This is a genomic window from Burkholderia sp. MSMB1498, from assembly GCF_001526245.1.
In the GTDB taxonomy this organism is placed as follows: domain Bacteria; phylum Pseudomonadota; class Gammaproteobacteria; order Burkholderiales; family Burkholderiaceae; genus Burkholderia; species Burkholderia savannae.
Map to the genome: position 1 here is coordinate 18,674 of NZ_LOYJ01000106.1, position 17,351 is coordinate 36,024.

Below are 17,351 nucleotides of genomic sequence, written 5' to 3' on the forward strand. Positions count from 1 at the left end.
CCAACGAGGCAAGCGCCATGCAACGACGTTCATATAAACATCATGACAGCCGCCATTGAGACTTCGTGCCAACATCCGCTCTGCGTACCGTCGGCCGGGGTCGCGAAAATCAACGGTCCGACCGGCTATCTGCATTCGGTGGAAAGTGGCGCAGCCACTGACGGCCCGGGCATGCGCTTTGTATTCTTCTTGGCAGGGTGCCCGTTCCGCTGCGTCTATTGCCACAACCCAGACACGTGGAAGCGCTCGTCGGGCCGTCCCGTGACAGTCGACAAAGCTATCGCCGAAATCCGTCCCTATATCCCGTTCCTAAAGATGGCAGGCGGCGTGACGGTTTCCGGCGGTGAGCCGCTGATGCAGCCAGAGTTTGTCGGTGCTTTGCTTTCCCGCCTGCATAACGAGTACGGTCTTCACACCGCGCTCGACACGCAAGGCTATCTGGCCCGCAATGTCAACAGCAGTTGGTTCGACGCCGTCGATCTGGTGCTGCTCGACATCAAGCACATTAATCCGGAGCGCTATCGCAAGATCACGAGCTGCGAGCTTGCTCCGACGCTCGACTTCGCCCAACGCCTCGTACGCCTGGGGAAGCCGATCTGGATTCGCTATGTGCTGGTGCCCGGCCTGACCGATGACGCCGGCGATATCGCCCGCCACGCCGATTTTCTTGCCAGTCTGGGCCCTCTCGTCGAACGGGTCGACGTCCTGCCTTTTCACCAACTAGGCGCTCACAAATGGGAACAGCTCGACCGCGAGTACGTGCTAGCCGACACGCCGACCCCCACGTCTGAGCAGGTCGCGGCCGCCATCGAAATTTTCCACTCCCGCCAACTCTCGGCGGTTTGAGAGCCGATCTACTGAATCAACATACCGTCATGTCCAATCATCCGCTCGACCTTGTTCTAGTCATCAACTGCGGCTCCTCGTCGCTGAAATTCACGGTCCTGCCAACACACGGCGGCGAACCGCTCGTCTCCGGTATCGCGGAATGTCTCGGCCAAGACGATGCGCGGCTCATCATCAAGAAAGAGTGCGAGAAAACCACGGTGCAACTTGCCAGCGGTGCCGCCCATAGCCGGGCGCTGGAAGTGCTGATGGACCGTTTCGACGACGCGGATCTGCTCGACCGTGTGGCCGTCGTCGGCCATCGTGTCGTGCATGGTGGCGAGCGCTTCACCGAGTCCGTGCTGATCACGCCAGAGGTGATTCGAGATATCGAGGGGGTGTCCGGCCTCGCGCCGCTGCACAACCCGGCCAACCTGCTCGGCATCCACACGTGCCTCGAAGAATTGCCGTTCGTGCCGCAAGTGGCCGTGTTCGACACTGCGTTCCACCAGACCATGCCGAAGGCCGCGTACGCGTACGCCGTGCCACAGCGCCTCTATCGTGAACACGGCATCCGCCGCTACGGCTTTCACGGCACCTCACACCGCTACGTGTCGGGCGAGGTGGTGCACCTCGCCGGGCTCGATCCAGAAAACCATGGTGTCGTCGTCGCCCACCTCGGCAACGGCGCGTCGGCGACGGCTGTCGTAAACGGCAAGAGCGTCGACACGTCGATGGGCCTCACACCGCTCGAAGGCCTCGTGATGGGCACGCGTTCGGGCGACATCGACTTCGGCGCGGTCGCAAAGATCGCCAGCATCACCGGCTCCGATTTCGCCGACATGGAAGCGCTGCTCAACAAGAATAGCGGCCTGCTCGGACTATCCGAACTGTCAAGCGACTGCCGCGACCTCGAGACCGCGGCGGCTGACGGGCACGAAGGCGCGCAGCTTGCGCTCGATGTGTTCGTCCACCGGCTTGCCTGCTACATCGGCGCACTCGCAACCTCGCTGCCGCGCTTCGACGTGCTCGTGTTCACGGGCGGCATCGGCGAGAATTCGGTCCGTATGCGCGCGAAGACGCTCGAGCGTCTGAAAGTGTTCGGCTTCGTGCTCGACGAAGCAGCAAACGGGCTTGCCGTGCGCGGCCAGTGCGGCCGCATCGATTCCGGCAGCACCCCACAGGCCTGGGTCATCCCGACCGATGAAGAAGGGATGATCGCCCGCGAGGCGACCCGAATCGCCAGGGCAACGCGCGACACAACCACGAACGTCTGCAAGACTACTCGCCGCCCGCTGGCCCTGGAACAATAACCATGAATCTCCCGACTCTTCCCCGCACTTACTACCTCGTTCCGGTATCGAGCCACACCGGCCTCACATCGATGACCCTAGGCCTCGTCCGGGCGCTGCAGCTCGCCGGCGTGCGCGTCGGTTTCGTCAAGCCTATCTCCCAGCCCGAGGCGGCGACGAACGATTGCGATCTGTCCCCCCACTTCGCACGCACCCTGTGCGGCACCACGACGCCCGCGCCGATCACGTTTGCCCGCGCTGCCGAAATGGTGCGCTCGGGACAACTCGCCGGCCTAATGGAGGAGGTCGTCGCTATCGTCGAAAGCGCGCGCAAAGGCTGTCACGTGATGGTCGTCGAAGGCTTGATTCCCGATGTCGATTTTCAGATCGCGACACGCCTCAATATCGAAATGATCCGCTCAATGGGCGCCGATCTGGTGCCCGTGATGGCCGGAGGCACGCGTACCACGCCGGAACTAGCCGCCATCGCTGCGGCGGCGACCGAGCAATACAGCAACGGCGGCCGGCGGCCGCTTGCCGGCTTGCTGATCAACCACTGTAGCGAAGCGTGTGCCGCCGCGCTCGGTGAAGCGGGTAGCCTGCAGCTCGCGGATTCGGCGTGCAATGTGCCGATCCTCGCTGCGGTGCCGACCAACGACCACCTGTCAGCGCCGCGCACGCTCGACGTTGCCAACGCTCTCAATCTGAAAGTGCTCCGCCGCGGTGACATCGGAACGGCGCGTGTCGAGAGCTTCGTGGTCGCGGCCCGCTCGCCGGAGAAGATGATCCCGCATCTGAAGAGCGGAACGCTCGCGGTCACGCCCGCGGACCGGTCTGATGCGGTTCTCGCCGTCGCTCTCGCCGCGCTGCGCGGGATGCCGCTTGCGGGGCTGCTCCTCACTTGCGGCGACAAGCCGTCCCGCGAGGTGATGAATATGCTCGATGCGCCGCCGCTCGATCGCCTGTCGATCCTGCTGTCGGACGAAGATACCTTCACGGTCGCCGCCCGCCTTTCGAGCCTGTCGACCCATGTGCCTGCCGACGACGCCGTACGCATGGACCGCGTGCTCGACTTCATCGCGGGCAAGGTCGATACGCGGCCGTTCGCGGCGCGCGTGGCCTTGCCAGCCGAGATGCTGATGCCACCGCCGGTGTTCCGTCACCGTCTTGTCGGCAGCGCCCGCGCTGCCAACCGTCGGATCGTGCTTCCCGAGGGCGACGAGCCGCGCACGATCGCCGCTGCCGCCATCTGCGCCGAGAGGGGCATCGCCCGCCCGGTACTGCTCGGCGAACCGGAAACGATCCGCTCGGTCGCCGCCGGTCACGGCATCGAGCTGCCGGAATCGGTCGAAATCATCGACCCGGACACCATCCGTGACACCTATGTAGAGCCGATGTGCGAACGTCGCCGTACGAAGGGGCTAAACGCGCTGCAGGCACAGAAGCAGTTGGAGGACACCGTCGTGCTCGGCACGATGATGGTGGCCGAGGGCGATGTCGACGGCCTGGTTTCCGGCGCCGTCCACACGACGGCCAGCACGGTGCGCCCGGCGCTGCAGCTCATCAAGGCCGCGCCGGGCTCGAACATCGTTTCGAGCGTGTTCTTCATGCTGATGCCAGATCAGGTGCTGGTCTACGGCGACTGCGCGATCAACCCCGATCCGAACGCGGTTGAGCTCGCTGAAATCGCGATCCAGTCGGCCGACAGCGCGAAGGCTTTCGGCATCGATCCGCGCATTGCGATGATCTCCTACTCGACGGGCTCGTCGGGCTCCGGCGACGACGTCGAGAAGGTGCGCGAGGCGACCGCGCTCGTGCGCGAACGCCGACCCGATCTCATCATTGACGGCCCGATGCAGTACGACGCTGCTACTGTGGAGAGCGTCGGCAGGCAAAAGGCGCCGGACAGCCCGGTTGCCGGACGTGCCAACGTCTGCATCTTCCCCGACCTCAACACGGGCAACACGACCTACAAGGCGGTGCAGCGTTCGGCGAACGTCGTCTCGGTCGGCCCGATGCTGCAAGGGCTGCGCAAACCGGTGAACGATTTGTCGCGTGGCGCGCTCGTCGACGATATCGTCTACACGATCGCGCTGACGGCCATCCAGGCAACTGCTCGCGACGGGAGCGCGGTACTGCCAGCCCCTGCCGCAGTCGCCGCCTAATCTACAAATGCGAGGAGTGCTGTGAAGCCAGTAACTGAAATTTCGGCGGGGGCTGCCGACCCAGCAACCGGCACCGAGAAACGCACGGCAGAGGTGCCGCTCTTCAATGCCCTTACACCGCCCGCGATCGCGCGCGCGGCCGAAGACCTAGGCGTCAAGAAGGCCCACTACGACATCGCAACGCTCTTTGTGCTCGCCATTCTCGGCGGCGCGTTCATCTCGTTCGGTGGTTTTTTCGCGATCGTCGCGATGTCGGGAGCCAACGGCTATATGTCGTTCGGGATCACGCGGCTCGTCGGCGGCGTGGTGTTTTCGCTCGGTCTCGTGCTGATCATGTGTGGCGGCGCACAGCTCTTCACGGGCGATTGCCTGATGGTGATGGCCTGGGCGAGCAAGCGTCTGCGCTTTCGCGAGATGATCCGGGTCTGGGTGACGGTCTGGGTCGGCAACGGGATCGGGGCCGTCGCCACTGCCGTGCTGCTCTTCCTGGGCGGCGCTTACAAGATCGGCCATGGCGCGTTCGGCGCAAGCGCGCTTGCGCTCGCGTCGGCCAAGGCCAACGACGTGCCGATGGAAGCATTCTTCCTCGCGATCCTCTGCAACGTGATGGTCTGCCTTGCGGTTTGGTTGTCGCTCGCGGCTCGCTCGCTCACCGATAAGATGCTCGCTATCGCGTTTCCGGTTGCCATGTTCGTCGCCGCGGGCTTCGAGCACTGCATAGCCGACATGTTCTTCGTGCCATTCGGCCTGATGATTGTGAAATGGGCGCCACAGTCGTTCTGGCTCGACCTCGGTCACGGGACCGTTGCAGCAGCACCGCCGATTCCGCTCGAGCACTTTCTCGGCAATCTCGCGCTGATCACTGCGGGTAACTGGATCGGTGGCGCGCTACTCGTCGGCGCGGTCTACTGGTTCGTGTTTTGCAGAAAGCGCGGTCATTGATGCATCGACCGGGCCGTGCGACGCGGCGGCCGGATGGAGCACGTCTTCATCGAAACAATGGCCTCACACAATCGCGAGCCGCGCCTTAAGTGGCCCGAGAAAACGGCGGCTGACCGGTATCTTCTGATCGCTGAACGTGACAATCTCGGCAAGCCCGTTTTGCTGAAACACGATCTCCCGAATGGCTTCCGGATTGACCAGTACCTGCCGATGGCAGCGAATCAGCGAAGTGCGCGCTTCCAAGGTCTTCAGCGTGAGCTCGGTGAAGCGCTCCTGCCCCCCCCGGCCGCCCACGAATGCGCCGCTCGCCTTCGAGATCACGTACTCGATATCGGCCACCTTCACGAGATAGATGCGGTCCTGTCCCGAGCACGGAATCTGCGTGAGCATCTGGCTCGGATCGAACAGCGCAGGCTGCGGGAGGCTCGCTTCGCGCAGGCGTTCAATCGTTTTCGCGAGCCGCTCGTGGTCGGCAGGTTTCAGCAGATAGTCGAACGCGTTCTCCTCGAACGCCTTGAGTGCGTATTCCTCGTGCGCCGTCAGGAACACGACCTTCGGCTTGCGCCCGGGGTCGAGCATGGTGAGCATTTCAAGTCCCGTCACGCGCGGCATCTGGACATCGAGGAACACGACATCGGGTGAGAGGCGGTTGATTGCCGCGATCCCTTCGACCGCGTTCCCGCATTCACCGACGATCGTCACGTCCTCGAAGGCTTCCAGGAGCCGTCGCAGCTCGTCGCGGGCCGGCGCTTCGTCGTCGACGATGATGATGTTCATAGCGTTGTGCTCTCCATCGGGATACGCAGCGTGACGCGCGTCCATACGTCGTCTTCGCACATTACCGTGGTGCCGTAGCCCGGGCCGAAGCTGTTCCTGAGACGCTTGTCGACGAGATTCATGCCGAGTCCGCCACATGGCAAGTGCTCGTCGTAGAGCCCCGCATTGTCGGTCACTTCGATGAGCAGATCATCGCCGTCGCGTCTGGCGGCGATGAACACCGCGCCCTTGCCGATCAATTGTGACGTGCCATGCTTGATCGCGTTTTCGACGATCGGCTGGATCGAGAAGGCCGGCAGGCGCACGCCGGAAAATTCGGGCGGGATGTCGATCTGCACGTCGAGCTTGCCCGCAAAGCGCGCCTTTTCGATCTCGAGATAGGCCTCGACGTGCTCGAGCTCGTCTTCGAGCGGCACTTCCTCGCTCGGGCGCTTCAGATTCTTGCGGAAGAACGTCGACAGGTTCTGCACGAGCTGGCGGGCGCGCTCGGGATCCTTGGCGATGACGGCGGCGAGCGTGTTCAGCGTGTTGAACAAGAAGTGTGGATTGATCTGCGCCTGCAGGAGCTTCAATTCCGACTGCGTCAACATCTGCTTCTGGTCTTCGTAGCGGCCGGCGAGGATCTGCGCGGACAAGAGGCGCGCGATCCCTTCACCGAGCGTGCGGTTGATCGTCGAGAAGAGCTTGGTCTTGGGTTCCGCAAGAATGATCGTGCCGATCACGCGCTCCTCTTCGCCAAGCAACGGAATCACGAGCGCGGCGCCGAGCGGGCACGTCGTCGGACAGATCGGGCACTGGTAGGCGAGTTCGTTGCCGTCCGCGTAGACGACGACGTTGCGCTCGATCGCCTCGATGGTCTGCAGCGACGTGATCGGCGTGCCCGTGAGATGGTGATCGTCGCCGATACCGATGAAGGCGAGCACCTTATCGCGATCGGTGATGGTGACGGCGCCGACGCCGGTTTCCTCATAGACGATGCGTGCTACGCGCGTCGCGTTCGCCGTGTCGAGCCCGCCCCGCAACGCGCCTTCGGCGCGCGCTGCGATCTTCAGCGCCCGCGCCGAGAAGAGGCTTGACTGCCGCTCAAGCGCCTGGCGGCGGTCGAGCAGGATGCTCACGAACATACCAGCGCCGAGTGTGTTGGCGAGCAGCATCGGCACCGCGATGTGGCCGACGAGCTGGTGAGCGAGGCTCCCGGGCTTCACCATCACCAGCAGGATGGCCATCTGAACGAGCTCCGCGACAAACGTGACGAGCGCCACGCCGATCGGCTGCAAGAGGCGCTTGAGCCGGCCGCGGCGGATCATCCACAAATGGTAGAGCCCGCCGATCAGCCCCTCGGCGACCGTAGACACCATGCAGGCGAACGCAGTCGGTCCGCCGATCGTGTAGCGATGCAGTCCGCCGGTCAACCCAACCGCAAAGCCAACGATGGGCCCGCCGAGCGTACCGCCGAGCACCGCGCCGATCGCACGCGTGTTGGCGATCGAGTTGTCGATGTCGAAGCCGAGGTAGGTGCCCATGATGCAAAAGAGCGAGAACACCACATAGCAAGCGATGCGATGCGGCAGGCGCATGCTCACGTGCATGAACGGCAGGAAAAGCCGCGTGCGGGTGAACAGGTACGCGATGACCAGATAGACGCAGGTCTGGACGATCAGCATAAAGCTCAAGTGGGCGGTGTCGGTCGACAGCACGATGGCCAGACGAAGGGCTTGGTTACGTTCGCTTTACAGTGCGGGGAGCGAGATGCGCGAAGAGGCCGACCAGGCCATCGGAACCCGGCGAGACGAAACCATCCTCTTCATCCTGGAAATACAGAATGAGACATTTTCCGACGGATGTAAACAGTGATCTGAGGCGAATTTTGTGACCAATCAGGCAGTGAGCCTCGCGTCGATATTATCGGAATCCAGCCAGGCATGTCAGCGGGCGGCGTTTTAGAGCCGATCTGGGGGCGGCGTAATCGTGAACCGCACCGGATTTGGTGGAGGCTCCAACTCTTGAGAGAATGGAGCCATGAACAAGTCGAACAAGTTTTCTGCTGAAGTCCGAGAACGTGCAGTCCGCAGGTGCGCGAGCATCGCGACGAGTATCCGTCACAGTGGGCGGCGATTGAATCCATCGCCCCCAAGATCGGCTGCACGAGCCAGACATTGTTGGGGTGGGTCAAACGAGAAGAAGTCGATTGCGGCGAGCGTGAGGGGGTCACCACGTCGGAACGTGAACGCCTCAAGGCACTGGAGCGTGAGAACAAGGAACTGCGCCGTGCCAATGAGATTCTGAAGCTAGCGAGCGCATTTTTCGCCCAGGCGGAGCTCGACCGCCGCCTGAAGTCCTGAAGGCCTTTATCGATCAGCATCGCGACACCTTCGGGGTCGAGCCGATCTGCAGTTTGCGAGCCCAGTAGTGCGCGCTGGCGCACGCCTCCATCCCGATTACACAGGCGGGGAGGTTGGCGAAGAACTCCGCAACGTGATTTCGCTTGAGCACTTTCTTCAGCACGGTTCGGCCATGCTCATTTACACCATGGACGGCAAAAATATTCTTCGCCAGATCGATGCCAATCGTCGTAATCTTCATGATGGGCGCTCCCCTCGGTCAGGTGGTTGCTTTGACACTTCCACTTTGGCACATTGATGCCGCTTCGGGTGGGGGCGTCCATTCCATTACATTTGACATTAGCTCGCTTTCGAGTTCGCGCCTGAACGCCGCAGTATCGAGCGGCGTGTGAACGGCGTCCCGAGCTTGCGCGTGAGACAGGTTGAACGCAAGCAGAGGGGCGGTAGGCATGCTGGCGCCCGCGCGTCCGAGCGCAATCCGCGCATCGGTGAATCGGCGCAACGCGCTCCACGGGTTGGCGGCGATCGACCGTGCGCCGCTATCGTCCAGGGCGTCGTCCGTCATGATTCGATCCAGTCGATCAGCAACGGGTTGCGCGACTGCCCTTGAATCTGCCCGCGTTTGTCCGTGATTTGCATTGCACTGAGCCAGTCCTCGAACTCCGGCGCGCGTTTTAGATCGAGCAGGCGCCGGATATAGAGCGCGTCGTGAAAAGACGTGCTCTGGTAATTGAGCATGATGTCGTCGGCGCCAGGCACGCCCATAATGAAGTTGATATTGGCGGCGCCGAGCAGCGTGAGCAGGGTGTCCATGTCGTCTTGGTCGGCCTCCGCGTGGTTCGTATAGCAAATGTCGCAGCCCATCGGCACCCCGAGCAGCTTGCCGCAGAAGTGATCTTCCAGGCCGGCGCGGATGATCTGTTTCCCGTCATACAGATACTCGGGACCGATGAAGCCGACCACCGTATTCGTGAGAAACGGATTGAAGTGCCGCGCGACCGCGTACGCTCGCACTTCGCAGGTCTGCTGGTCAACGCCATGATGCGCGTTCGCGGACAGCGCGCTGCCCTGGCCGGTCTCGAAGTACATCAGGTTTTGGCCGACCGTACCGCGCTTGAGCGACAGCCCCGCGTCGTACGCTTCGGCGAGCAGCGACAGCGATACGCCGAAGCTCCCGTTCGCCTTCTCCGTGCCCGCGATCGACTGGAAGATCAGGTCGACGGGCGCGCCCTTCTCGATTGCGGCGAGGGTGTTCGTCACATGCGTGAGCACACAGGTCTGGGTGGGGACGTCATAGGCGCGGCGGAACTCGTCCATCATCGTCAACAGCGCGGCGATCGCCGCGAGAGAGTCAGACGCCGGGTTAATGCCGATCATGGCGTCGCCGCAGCCATACATCAGACCATCAATCATCGAAGCCGCGATGCCCTTTACGTCGTCAGTCGGGTGGTTCGGCTGCAGGCGCACCGAAAGATGGCCCGACAATCCCACCGTGTTCCTGAAGCGCGTGATCACGGGCCGTTTGCGCGCGACGAGAATCAGATCCTGGTTGCGCATTAGCTTCGATACCGCTGCGACCATCTCGGGCGTGAGCCCCGCGCTGATGCGCACGAGCGCCGCCGTATCGGTGGTATCGGCCAGCAGCCAGTCGCGAAAGTCACCAACCGTGAGATGCGAGATCTCCGCGAAGGCCTCCGCCGAATGCGCATCGATGATGAGGCGCGTAACCTCGTCGCTTTCATAAGAGATCAGCGCTTCGTTCAGGAAGGCGGCGAGAGGCATCTGCGCAAGCGCCAGTTTCGCCGCCACGCGCTCCTCTTCCGACGCGGCGGCGAAACCGGCAAGCTCGTCCCCGGAGCGGCGCGGGCTCGCTTTGGCAAGCAGCGCGGCGAGGCCATCAAAACGATAGGTGCGCGCGCCGATGGTTTCACGAAAGTTCATTTCTGCGATCTCGCCGGCGGATATCGGAAAGCTCTAGACGCCGTTGCCGCCGACGGTCCTTTGGCTCTTCCATTGCCCCTGCTGGACTTCGAACAGGGTGTAAGGCGGCTTGATCAGATCGCCTTGCGGATCGAACGCAATCTTGCCTGTCACGCCCGTGAAGGTCACCTTCGGGAAGGCCGCGACGATCTTCGCGCGATCGAGCGAATCGGCGTCATGGATCGCCTTGTGCATTGCTAGCGCCGCGTCATAAGCGAACGGCGCATACAGCTCGACGTCCTCGTTGAAGTGCGCCTTGTAGCGCTTCGCGAATTCCTGTGCGGCAGGGAGCTTGTCGAGCGCCGGGCCCGGCTCCAGATCCCGCGTGCCTTCGCCCGCCGTGCCGGCGATCTGCAGAAATGCATTGCTCTTCAACGCTCCGGCGCCGAACAAGCGCGCCGGCATGCCGAGCGAGCGCATCTGCTTGACGAGCATCGCCCCTTGTTCGTCGAGCCCGCCAAAAAAGATCATGTCGACATTCTTCTGCTTCAGCGTGGTCAAGATCGCACGGAAATCAACCGCCTTGTCGTTCGTGAACTCGCGGTCGACGACATTGCCGTTCGCTTCTTTGGCGCCTTTTTCAAAGGCGTCGGCGAGACCTTGGCCGAATGCGGTGCGGTCATCGATAATGCCGATGCGCTTCGCCTTCAACTGCTGGACCGCGAACTGGCCCGCGATCACGCCGCCGATGCCGTCGTGGCCCATCGTGCGGAATACGTTGGTGAACCCCTGGTGAGTCAGCACCGGATTGGTCGAGCCCGGCGTGATCATTGCGATATTTGCTTTATGGTAGACGGCCGACGCCGGAATGCTGCAGCCCGAGTTGTAGTGGCCGATGACACCGACCACGCCGTCATCGATCATCTTCTGCGCGATCTGGACCGCGACGCGCGGGTCAGCCTGATCATCCTGCACATCGAGCACGAACTTGACCGGCTTGCCGCCGATCGTCGGGTTCTTCGCATTTTCCTCGTCGAGCGCGAGCTGCGCGCCGTTTTGCAGATCCTTGCCGACGCGGGCGACAGGCCCCGTCAACGGACCGGCGAATCCGATCTTCACGATCTCTGGTTCCGCACCATATGACGGCGCATGCGCGCATAGGAGTGCAAGTGCTAGTGCGACTACCACGTTTCGGCGTTTCATGATTCCGTCCTCGTTTGTGCAGACAGTTGCGGTGGTTAAAAGCGACGCGGGCTATAAGGCTCGAGATCGATGGGAGGCATGCGGCCGGCGATCAGGTCGGCGACGATGCTGCCTGTCACGCCGCCCAGCGTGACGCCCAAGTGCTGATGCCCGAACGCGTAGACAACGCGCGGCGAGGCGCTCGACGCTCCGACGACCGGCAAGCCGTCGGGCAAGCTCGGCCTGAAGCCGAGCCAATTGCTGTCCGGTTGATGCAGGCCCGGCAACGCTTCCTGCGCGGAAGTCGTAATCAGGTTCAGCAGCTCCGGGTTCTTCTGTGGTCCAAATCCGCCGAGCTCGACGGTGCCCGCCGCGCGGATGCCGCCGTCCATCGGCACCATGTAGAAGCCGCGCTCGGCCCAGCCGCACGGGCGGGAGATCAGCGACGACGTGCCGGGAAAGCGCACGTGATAGCCGCGCTCGGTATCGAGCGGCACACGGTCGCCGCATTGGCGTGCGAAGCGGCCCGACAGCGCGCCCGTGCAGACGATCGCGTGCTCGGCGCCGTGCACGCGGCCGGCTTCGTCGACGATGCGTACGCCGCTCTTCTGCGGCTCGAGCGAGCGGACCGCGGTGCGCTCGTGCTGCAGCCCTTGGCGCACCATCGATTCATACAGCACCTGCAAGAAGCCGCGCGGGTCGCTCAGGAACCAGCTGTCGTTGAACATCGTGCCGTGCGCGAAGATCGGCGCGAGGTTCGGTTCGAGTTCGCGAATGCCGTCGCGCTCGAAGTTTTCGAATCGCACGCCGAGCGAACGGCGTAAGGCGAGTGACGGTTGCGCCGACTGGAACGAGTCTGCGTTCGAGTACAGGTACAGGCATTCGCGTTCGCGCACGAAGCTCGACAATCCATCGATCGAAAGCATCTCCCGATACCCCTCGAACGCGCACCTCAGCAGGCTCGCCAGCGCTTTCGCGCTGTGCTCGTAACGCTTGGGAGTCGCGTTCAGCAGAAAACGTGCGAGCCACGGTGCGAGGTGCGGCACGTAGCCCCAGCGAATCCTGAGCGGGCTCGTCGCCGAGAACAGGAATCGCGGCAGGTTGCGGAACACGTCCGGGTTGTTGACGGGGATGCACGCGTAGTTCGCGAACGTGCCCGCGTTGCCGTACGACGTGGCTTCACCGGGGCCGAGCGCGTCGTAGAGCGTCACCCGGTGGCCGTCGCGCATCAGCCAGTACGCGCTCGACAACCCGATGAATCCCGCACCAAGGACAGCGACGTCGGCCATTATTTTTTCCAGTCTGCGGCAGGGGCCGGGAACGCGCGGCGGCGTGCGTCGCGGCGCGACGAGGTATTGCGCCGATGGGCATGCGGTGTGGCACCGCTGGAGGCGATAGGCTCGTGGCCTATTGCCCCGGCGGCACGTTCGCGCTGTTTGCGCGTGAGAACGAAAGCGACCGACACGACCGCGACGCTGCCAAGGCTCGCCATCAACTGGCTCGCGAGCGAATGGTCGAAGCCCATCGCGATCAGCACGCCGGCAATCGCCGCGACCACGGCATAGGAGAGCCACGGAAACAGCCACATCTTGAGCGTCAGGCGCTCGGGCGCGCTCGCCTCGATGCGCCGCCGGATGACGATCTGCGAGACCGCGATCGCGAGATACACGAAGAGCATGATCGCGCCGGACGCGTTGACGAGATATAGGAACACGCCCTGCGGCGAGACGATCGCCGCGACGATCGCGACATAGCCGACCACGCTCGAGAGCAGCACCGCGAGGCTCGGTACTTTGTTCGGCGATAGCTTGAGGACCGCATGCGGTGCGTCGCCGCGTTCGGCAAGCCGGAACATGATGCGCGACGACACGTAGAGCCCCGAATTCAGCGCCGACAGCACGGCCACCAGCACGATCGCGTTCATCATGTCGGCGGCGCAGGGGATGTGCATCGTCTCCAGCGCGGCGACGAACGGCGAGTAGCCGACCTTGATCGACGCCCACGGCACGATGCAGGCGATCACGAACATCGAGCCGACATAGAACGTGATCACACGCAGGATCACCGAGCGCGTCATCGCGGCGACGTTCTTGCTCGGGTCGTCCGATTCGGCGGCGGCGATCGTCGCGATTTCGGCACCGCCGACCGCGAAGATCACGGTCGGCACGCTCGCGAAGATCGACATCATGCCGAACGGCAAGAAGCCGCGGTCGCTGGCGAGATGCTGCGCCGTCTGATGCCACGACGAGAAGCCGAACAGATAGCTCGCGCCGACGACGATGAACACGATGATCGCCGCGACCTTGATCGACGCGAACCAGTACTCGAACTCGCCGTACGACTTCACCGACAGCAGATTGATGGCGGTGATCACGGAGAGCAGCACGAGGCCGATCGCCCAGACCGGGGCCGGTATCCAGCGCTGCAGGATGCCGGCGCCCGCCACCGCCTCGACGGCGACGACGATCACCCAGAAGTACCAGTAGAGCCAGCCGTTGGTGAAGCCGGCCCAGTTGCCGAGGCCGATGCGCGTGTATTCGGTGAACGAGCCGATGCCGGGCGTGGCGATCGCCATTTCGCCGAGCATGCGCATCACGAACAGCACAACGACGCCGGCGAGCAGATACGACAGGCACGCGGCAGGTCCCATCGCGCTGATCGTGGCGCTGCTGCCGACAAAGAGGCCGGCGCCGATGATCCCGCCGAGCGAAATCATCGTCACGTGGCGTTTTCTGAGCGCCGTGCCGAGATGGGCCGTGTCGGGCGTCTCTGGGGTGGTGGTGGGCTGTCGATCTGCCACAAGCGTCTCCTCCTGTACTACAGTTCGGGATCGCACCGCTGAGCTGGCGCCGTACAAACGATGGGCTTATACTCACACAAAGATTTTTTGTGCGCAATTGATTTGCCTTTGTGTGGACTTAGGTGTTTTCCCCGATGCCGCAGCGCTCTTTGTCGCCGGATGGCGGGTGAGTCCTTGATTCACGACCCGATAAAGGGTTTAGTATCTGTTCCATGGACGTATGCCGTGCACTGCGTGGCGAGATTTGTGCGGGCGAACGATAGTTTTGTATGGAGTTTCTACCTGAATGAATACCGAAATAAATCACACAAATGGTGAAGAAAATCTCCAGACAAAGGGACGCCAAGCCACCTACCTGGAGGTGTCGCGCAATCTCGAAGAGAAAGTGCGCAGCGGGCTCTACCCGCCGGGCAGCCGCCTGCCGCCGCAACGCGACCTCGCGCTGGAGCTTGGCCTAAACGTGTCGACGGTGTCGCGCGCGTACAAGGAGCTGCAGGCGCGCGGGCTGATCGTCGCGAGCAAGCGGCGCGGATCGATCGTCACCGGGGGCGCGATGCCGTCGGTGCACGCACGAGCGGAAAACAGCCCGAGCGCTGCCGCCGACGTGAACGCGGTAATCGACCTGACCGTCAATCGCCCCGCGACCGGCGAATTCCTCACGCAGCTGGCGCGCACGATGGCAAATCTCGCGCGCGATCCGCGCTATCCCGAGACGCAGGAATACCAGCCGCCGCAGGGGCCCGATTGGGCGCGCGCGGCTGGCGCGCAGTGGATCGCCGCGCCGGGTTTCGCACCGCTGGCTGATAACGTGGTCGTGACGAGCGGCGCGCAGCACGGCCTTTACGCGGTGCTGAGCAGCTTGATGGGCCATGAGGGCGTGATCCTCTCGGATCAGTTGACCTACTACGGGCTCAAGGCGCTTGCGCCCGTGTTCCAGTTCGAGATCGTCGGGATTCCGAGCGACGGCGAAGGGCTGCTGCCGGACCGTCTCGAAGACGCGTGCAAGCGCATGCGCGTGAAGGCGATCTTCGTCGTGCCGAATCTGCAGAATCCGACTGTCGTGACGATGAGCCTCGCGCGCCGCGTGGCGCTCGTCGATATCGCGCGGCGCCATCACATCGCGATCATCGAAGATGACGTGTACGGTCCGCTCTTGCGCACGCGTCTGCCGACAATCGCGAGCCTGTGCCCCGAGCTGACCTTCCATGTCGCTTCGACGTCGAAGATCCTCGCGCCCGGGCTGCGCATCGGCTACCTGCATACGCCGCCGCATGGCGCCGCGTTGGCCGCTGAGGCCGTGCGCACGACGGCGTGGATGCCCGCGCCGCTCTCGACGCTGATCGTCACGCGCTGGATCGAGGACGGCACCGCGCACACGATCCTCGAGGCGCAGCGTACCGAACTGCAGGCCCGCCAGGAAATCGCGCGCGAATTGCTGCCGGCCGAGTTGCTGCACAGCGATCCGGCGTGCATGTTCGTCTGGCTGCGCGTGCCGCCGCCCTGGCGTTCGGACGATTACGCGGCGAATGCGCTTGCGCGCGGCGTCAATGCGATGCCGGCGTCGGCGTTTGCGGTGGACCGCTCGACCGTCGAGCACGGCGTGCGGATCAACCTCGCCTGCGCGGCATCGCGCGAGCAGTTGACGCACGCGCTGCAGATTCTCGCGCACACGCTTCGCGACCGGCCGCGGGCGCTGTTCGGCACGATCTAGTGGCAAGTGCTGAATACGTTGCTCGTGACGCGCTCACGAAGATATGGATTGGCCGGCGATCTGGATTCCGCGGTTGCACCATTGGGAGGCCGACGAGCGATCGATAGCTGCCGCTCATGATGTGCGCTTGTCAACGGCGCATACGGGTCCGTTGCCGGTCTCGGTATACCGCAGCGCGTCCTGCGGGTGCGATCGAGTCTCGGCCGTTTCGTCGGTCAGCCGCGGCCTGACGCGGACCGGCGATGGGACAGACCTCATCCACCCACAGAGCGACGTGCTATAAGCGCTGACCCGGCTTAGCCTTAGCGTACGATTTTTTCCGAATTCTGAAGCCACCCCGTGTTCATCGACGATGCAACCGGACGGCTGCCGTAGGAGGCCAGCATCCAATCGCGCGACATCGTTCGGGCGTCTGTCGCAATCACTTGAAATTGGTATCAAATGTTTTATAATCAGGTATCAAGTGATACCTTTGGGGGCGCTATGTTGCTTGTTACTCCGGAAGCCGTGGCTGACGTTATGGAGCTTCGGCCCGTACCGCATACGCTCGCGGAACTTGAAGCGCTCGTGCGCAGCGGACTACCGAAATCTGCATTGCGTGCGGGCGTCGAGCACGCTACGCAAGGGGCAGATGCTCGACGCACGTTGCTGGCGCGCATCATCCCCGAGGCCACCTATAAGCGGCGTCGTGACCGGCTCACTCAAGACGAATCGGAGAAGACAGAGCGGCTTGCACGGATCGTCGCAACCACATCATACGTCTGGAGTGACGAAGATGATGCGCGGGAGTTTCTGGCGACACCGCATCCGGAACTCGAGGGGCGTACGCCGCTCGATGTTGCGCTCACCGAACTCGGCGCGCGTCGCGTCGAGGAATTGCTCTGGAAGTTGTTCTACGGGCTGCCGGCATGAAGCTGTTCCGCATCGCCGATACACGTCACTCGATCTGGAGCGGCACCGGTGCGATGTTGGTTGGCGGCCGATTCAATAGTCCCGGACGCCCTGTCATCTATGCGGCGTTGAGTTTCGCTGGCGCCATGCTCGAGGTGCTGGTGCATGCGCGCATTGGGAAGGTACCCAAGACGCATGGATGGGTCGAGGCGACGGTACCCGACGAAGTGGTCATCGAACGCCATACCGCGGCGACACTACCGGAAGGATGGGACGCACCCGCACAACATTCCGCACGGCGGTTCGGCGATGCGTGGCTGGCTGAAAGCCGTACTGCCATCTTGATCGTTCCCTCGGTCGTCGCACGCGCCGAGTTCAATGTGCTGGTTAATCCCGCGCATCCGGACGCCATGCGGATCGTAGTATCGGATCCACAGTCGGTTGTGTGGGACGAGCGGCTCTTTGTCGCCCCACCCGGCGGCACCTCGTAATGCGTGGACGCTT

The 17,351-nt window shown here is 63.2% G+C and carries 13 protein-coding genes, 3 pseudogenes and 1 other annotated feature; of the genes and pseudogenes, 8 read left to right on the top strand and 8 right to left on the bottom strand.

Going from position 1 to position 17,351, the window contains the following annotated elements:
- Positions 1-42 precede the first annotated feature (42 nt).
- Genes pflA through WS91_RS23980 form a run of 4 tightly spaced genes read left to right on the top strand, consistent with a single transcriptional unit; the run spans position 43 to position 5,224 of the window.
- Positions 43-846, top strand: a complete 804-nt coding sequence (gene pflA, locus WS91_RS23965; protein WP_082717323.1) for a pyruvate formate-lyase-activating protein — start codon at positions 43-45, stop codon at positions 844-846.
- 29 nt (positions 847-875) lie between these two features.
- On the top strand, positions 876-2,138 hold the full coding sequence (locus WS91_RS23970) for an acetate/propionate family kinase (RefSeq protein ID WP_082717322.1): 1,263 nt from the start codon (positions 876-878) through the stop codon (positions 2,136-2,138).
- 2 nt (positions 2,139-2,140) lie between these two features.
- On the top strand, positions 2,141-4,282 hold the full coding sequence (pta, locus tag WS91_RS23975; RefSeq protein ID WP_059671175.1) for a phosphate acetyltransferase: 2,142 nt from the start codon (positions 2,141-2,143) through the stop codon (positions 4,280-4,282).
- A 21-nt stretch (positions 4,283-4,303) separates the two neighbouring features.
- Positions 4,304-5,224 carry a formate/nitrite transporter family protein gene (locus WS91_RS23980; protein ID WP_082758313.1) on the top strand — a complete coding sequence of 307 codons (921 nt, stop codon included), beginning with the start codon at positions 4,304-4,306 and terminating at the stop codon, positions 5,222-5,224.
- Positions 5,225-5,287: 63 nt separating this feature from the next.
- Here WS91_RS23980 and btsR read toward each other — a convergent pair whose 3' ends face one another.
- Positions 5,288-6,001: a two-component system response regulator BtsR gene (gene btsR / locus WS91_RS23985; protein ID WP_059577701.1), complete on the bottom strand. Its 714-nt coding sequence runs from the start codon at positions 5,999-6,001 to the stop codon at positions 5,288-5,290.
- Positions 5,998-7,665 carry a sensor histidine kinase gene (locus WS91_RS23990; protein ID WP_059577698.1) on the bottom strand — a complete coding sequence of 556 codons (1,668 nt, stop codon included), beginning with the start codon at positions 7,663-7,665 and terminating at the stop codon, positions 5,998-6,000. Before WS91_RS23990 ends, btsR begins: the two co-directional genes overlap by 4 nt.
- A 355-nt stretch (positions 7,666-8,020) precedes the next feature.
- Between WS91_RS23990 and WS91_RS23995 the strand changes: the two are divergent.
- Positions 8,021-8,399: pseudogene (locus WS91_RS23995) on the top strand (transposase); the annotation flags it as partial.
- Positions 8,298-8,420 (top strand) — a sequence feature (AL1L pseudoknot). (Overlaps the previous pseudogene by 102 nt.)
- Here the strand turns inward: WS91_RS23995 and WS91_RS24000 are convergent.
- The 6 genes and pseudogenes from WS91_RS24000 to WS91_RS24020 form a co-directional block, all read right to left on the bottom strand.
- Positions 8,390-8,584 (bottom strand): annotated as a pseudogene (locus tag WS91_RS24000) (IS110 family transposase); the annotation flags it as partial. (Overlaps the previous feature by 31 nt.) The pseudogenes WS91_RS23995 and WS91_RS24000 overlap by 10 nt on opposite strands.
- A gap of 105 nt (positions 8,585-8,689) precedes the next feature.
- A pseudogene (locus WS91_RS34395) lies at positions 8,690-8,908 on the bottom strand (ethanolamine ammonia-lyase light chain EutC); the annotation flags it as partial.
- On the bottom strand, positions 8,905-10,284 hold the full coding sequence (locus tag WS91_RS24005) for an ethanolamine ammonia-lyase subunit EutB (protein WP_059671177.1): 1,380 nt from the start codon (positions 10,282-10,284) through the stop codon (positions 8,905-8,907). The pseudogene WS91_RS34395 and the gene WS91_RS24005, both read right to left, overlap by 4 nt.
- 33 nt (positions 10,285-10,317) lie before the next feature.
- Entirely contained in the window at positions 10,318-11,466 is a 1,149-nt protein-coding gene (locus tag WS91_RS24010; RefSeq protein ID WP_059671178.1) for a branched-chain amino acid ABC transporter substrate-binding protein, read from the bottom strand.
- Between the two features lie 35 nt (positions 11,467-11,501).
- The gene (locus tag WS91_RS24015; RefSeq protein ID WP_059577673.1) at positions 11,502-12,734 is read right to left on the bottom strand and encodes an NAD(P)/FAD-dependent oxidoreductase; all 1,233 of its coding nucleotides are present in this window, start codon (positions 12,732-12,734) and stop codon (positions 11,502-11,504) included.
- Positions 12,734-14,161, bottom strand: coding sequence for an amino acid permease (locus WS91_RS24020; RefSeq protein ID WP_082717326.1), 1,428 nt, complete (start codon positions 14,159-14,161; stop codon positions 12,734-12,736). The genes WS91_RS24015 and WS91_RS24020 overlap by 1 nt, the downstream gene beginning before the upstream one ends.
- Before the next feature lie 370 nt (positions 14,162-14,531).
- Between WS91_RS24020 and WS91_RS24025 the strand changes: the two genes are divergently transcribed.
- The 3 genes from WS91_RS24025 (at position 14,532) to WS91_RS24035 (ending at position 17,338) form a co-directional block, all read left to right on the top strand.
- Entirely contained in the window at positions 14,532-15,956 is a 1,425-nt protein-coding gene (locus WS91_RS24025) for an aminotransferase-like domain-containing protein (RefSeq protein ID WP_059577670.1), read from the top strand.
- 483 nt (positions 15,957-16,439) lie between these two features.
- The gene (locus tag WS91_RS24030) at positions 16,440-16,868 is read left to right on the top strand and encodes an antitoxin Xre/MbcA/ParS toxin-binding domain-containing protein (RefSeq protein ID WP_059577666.1); all 429 of its coding nucleotides are present in this window, start codon (positions 16,440-16,442) and stop codon (positions 16,866-16,868) included.
- A complete protein-coding gene (locus tag WS91_RS24035; RefSeq protein ID WP_059577662.1) occupies positions 16,865-17,338 on the top strand; it encodes an RES family NAD+ phosphorylase in 474 nt (157 codons plus the stop codon). The genes WS91_RS24030 and WS91_RS24035 overlap by 4 nt, the downstream gene beginning before the upstream one ends.
- Positions 17,339-17,351 lie beyond the last annotated feature (13 nt).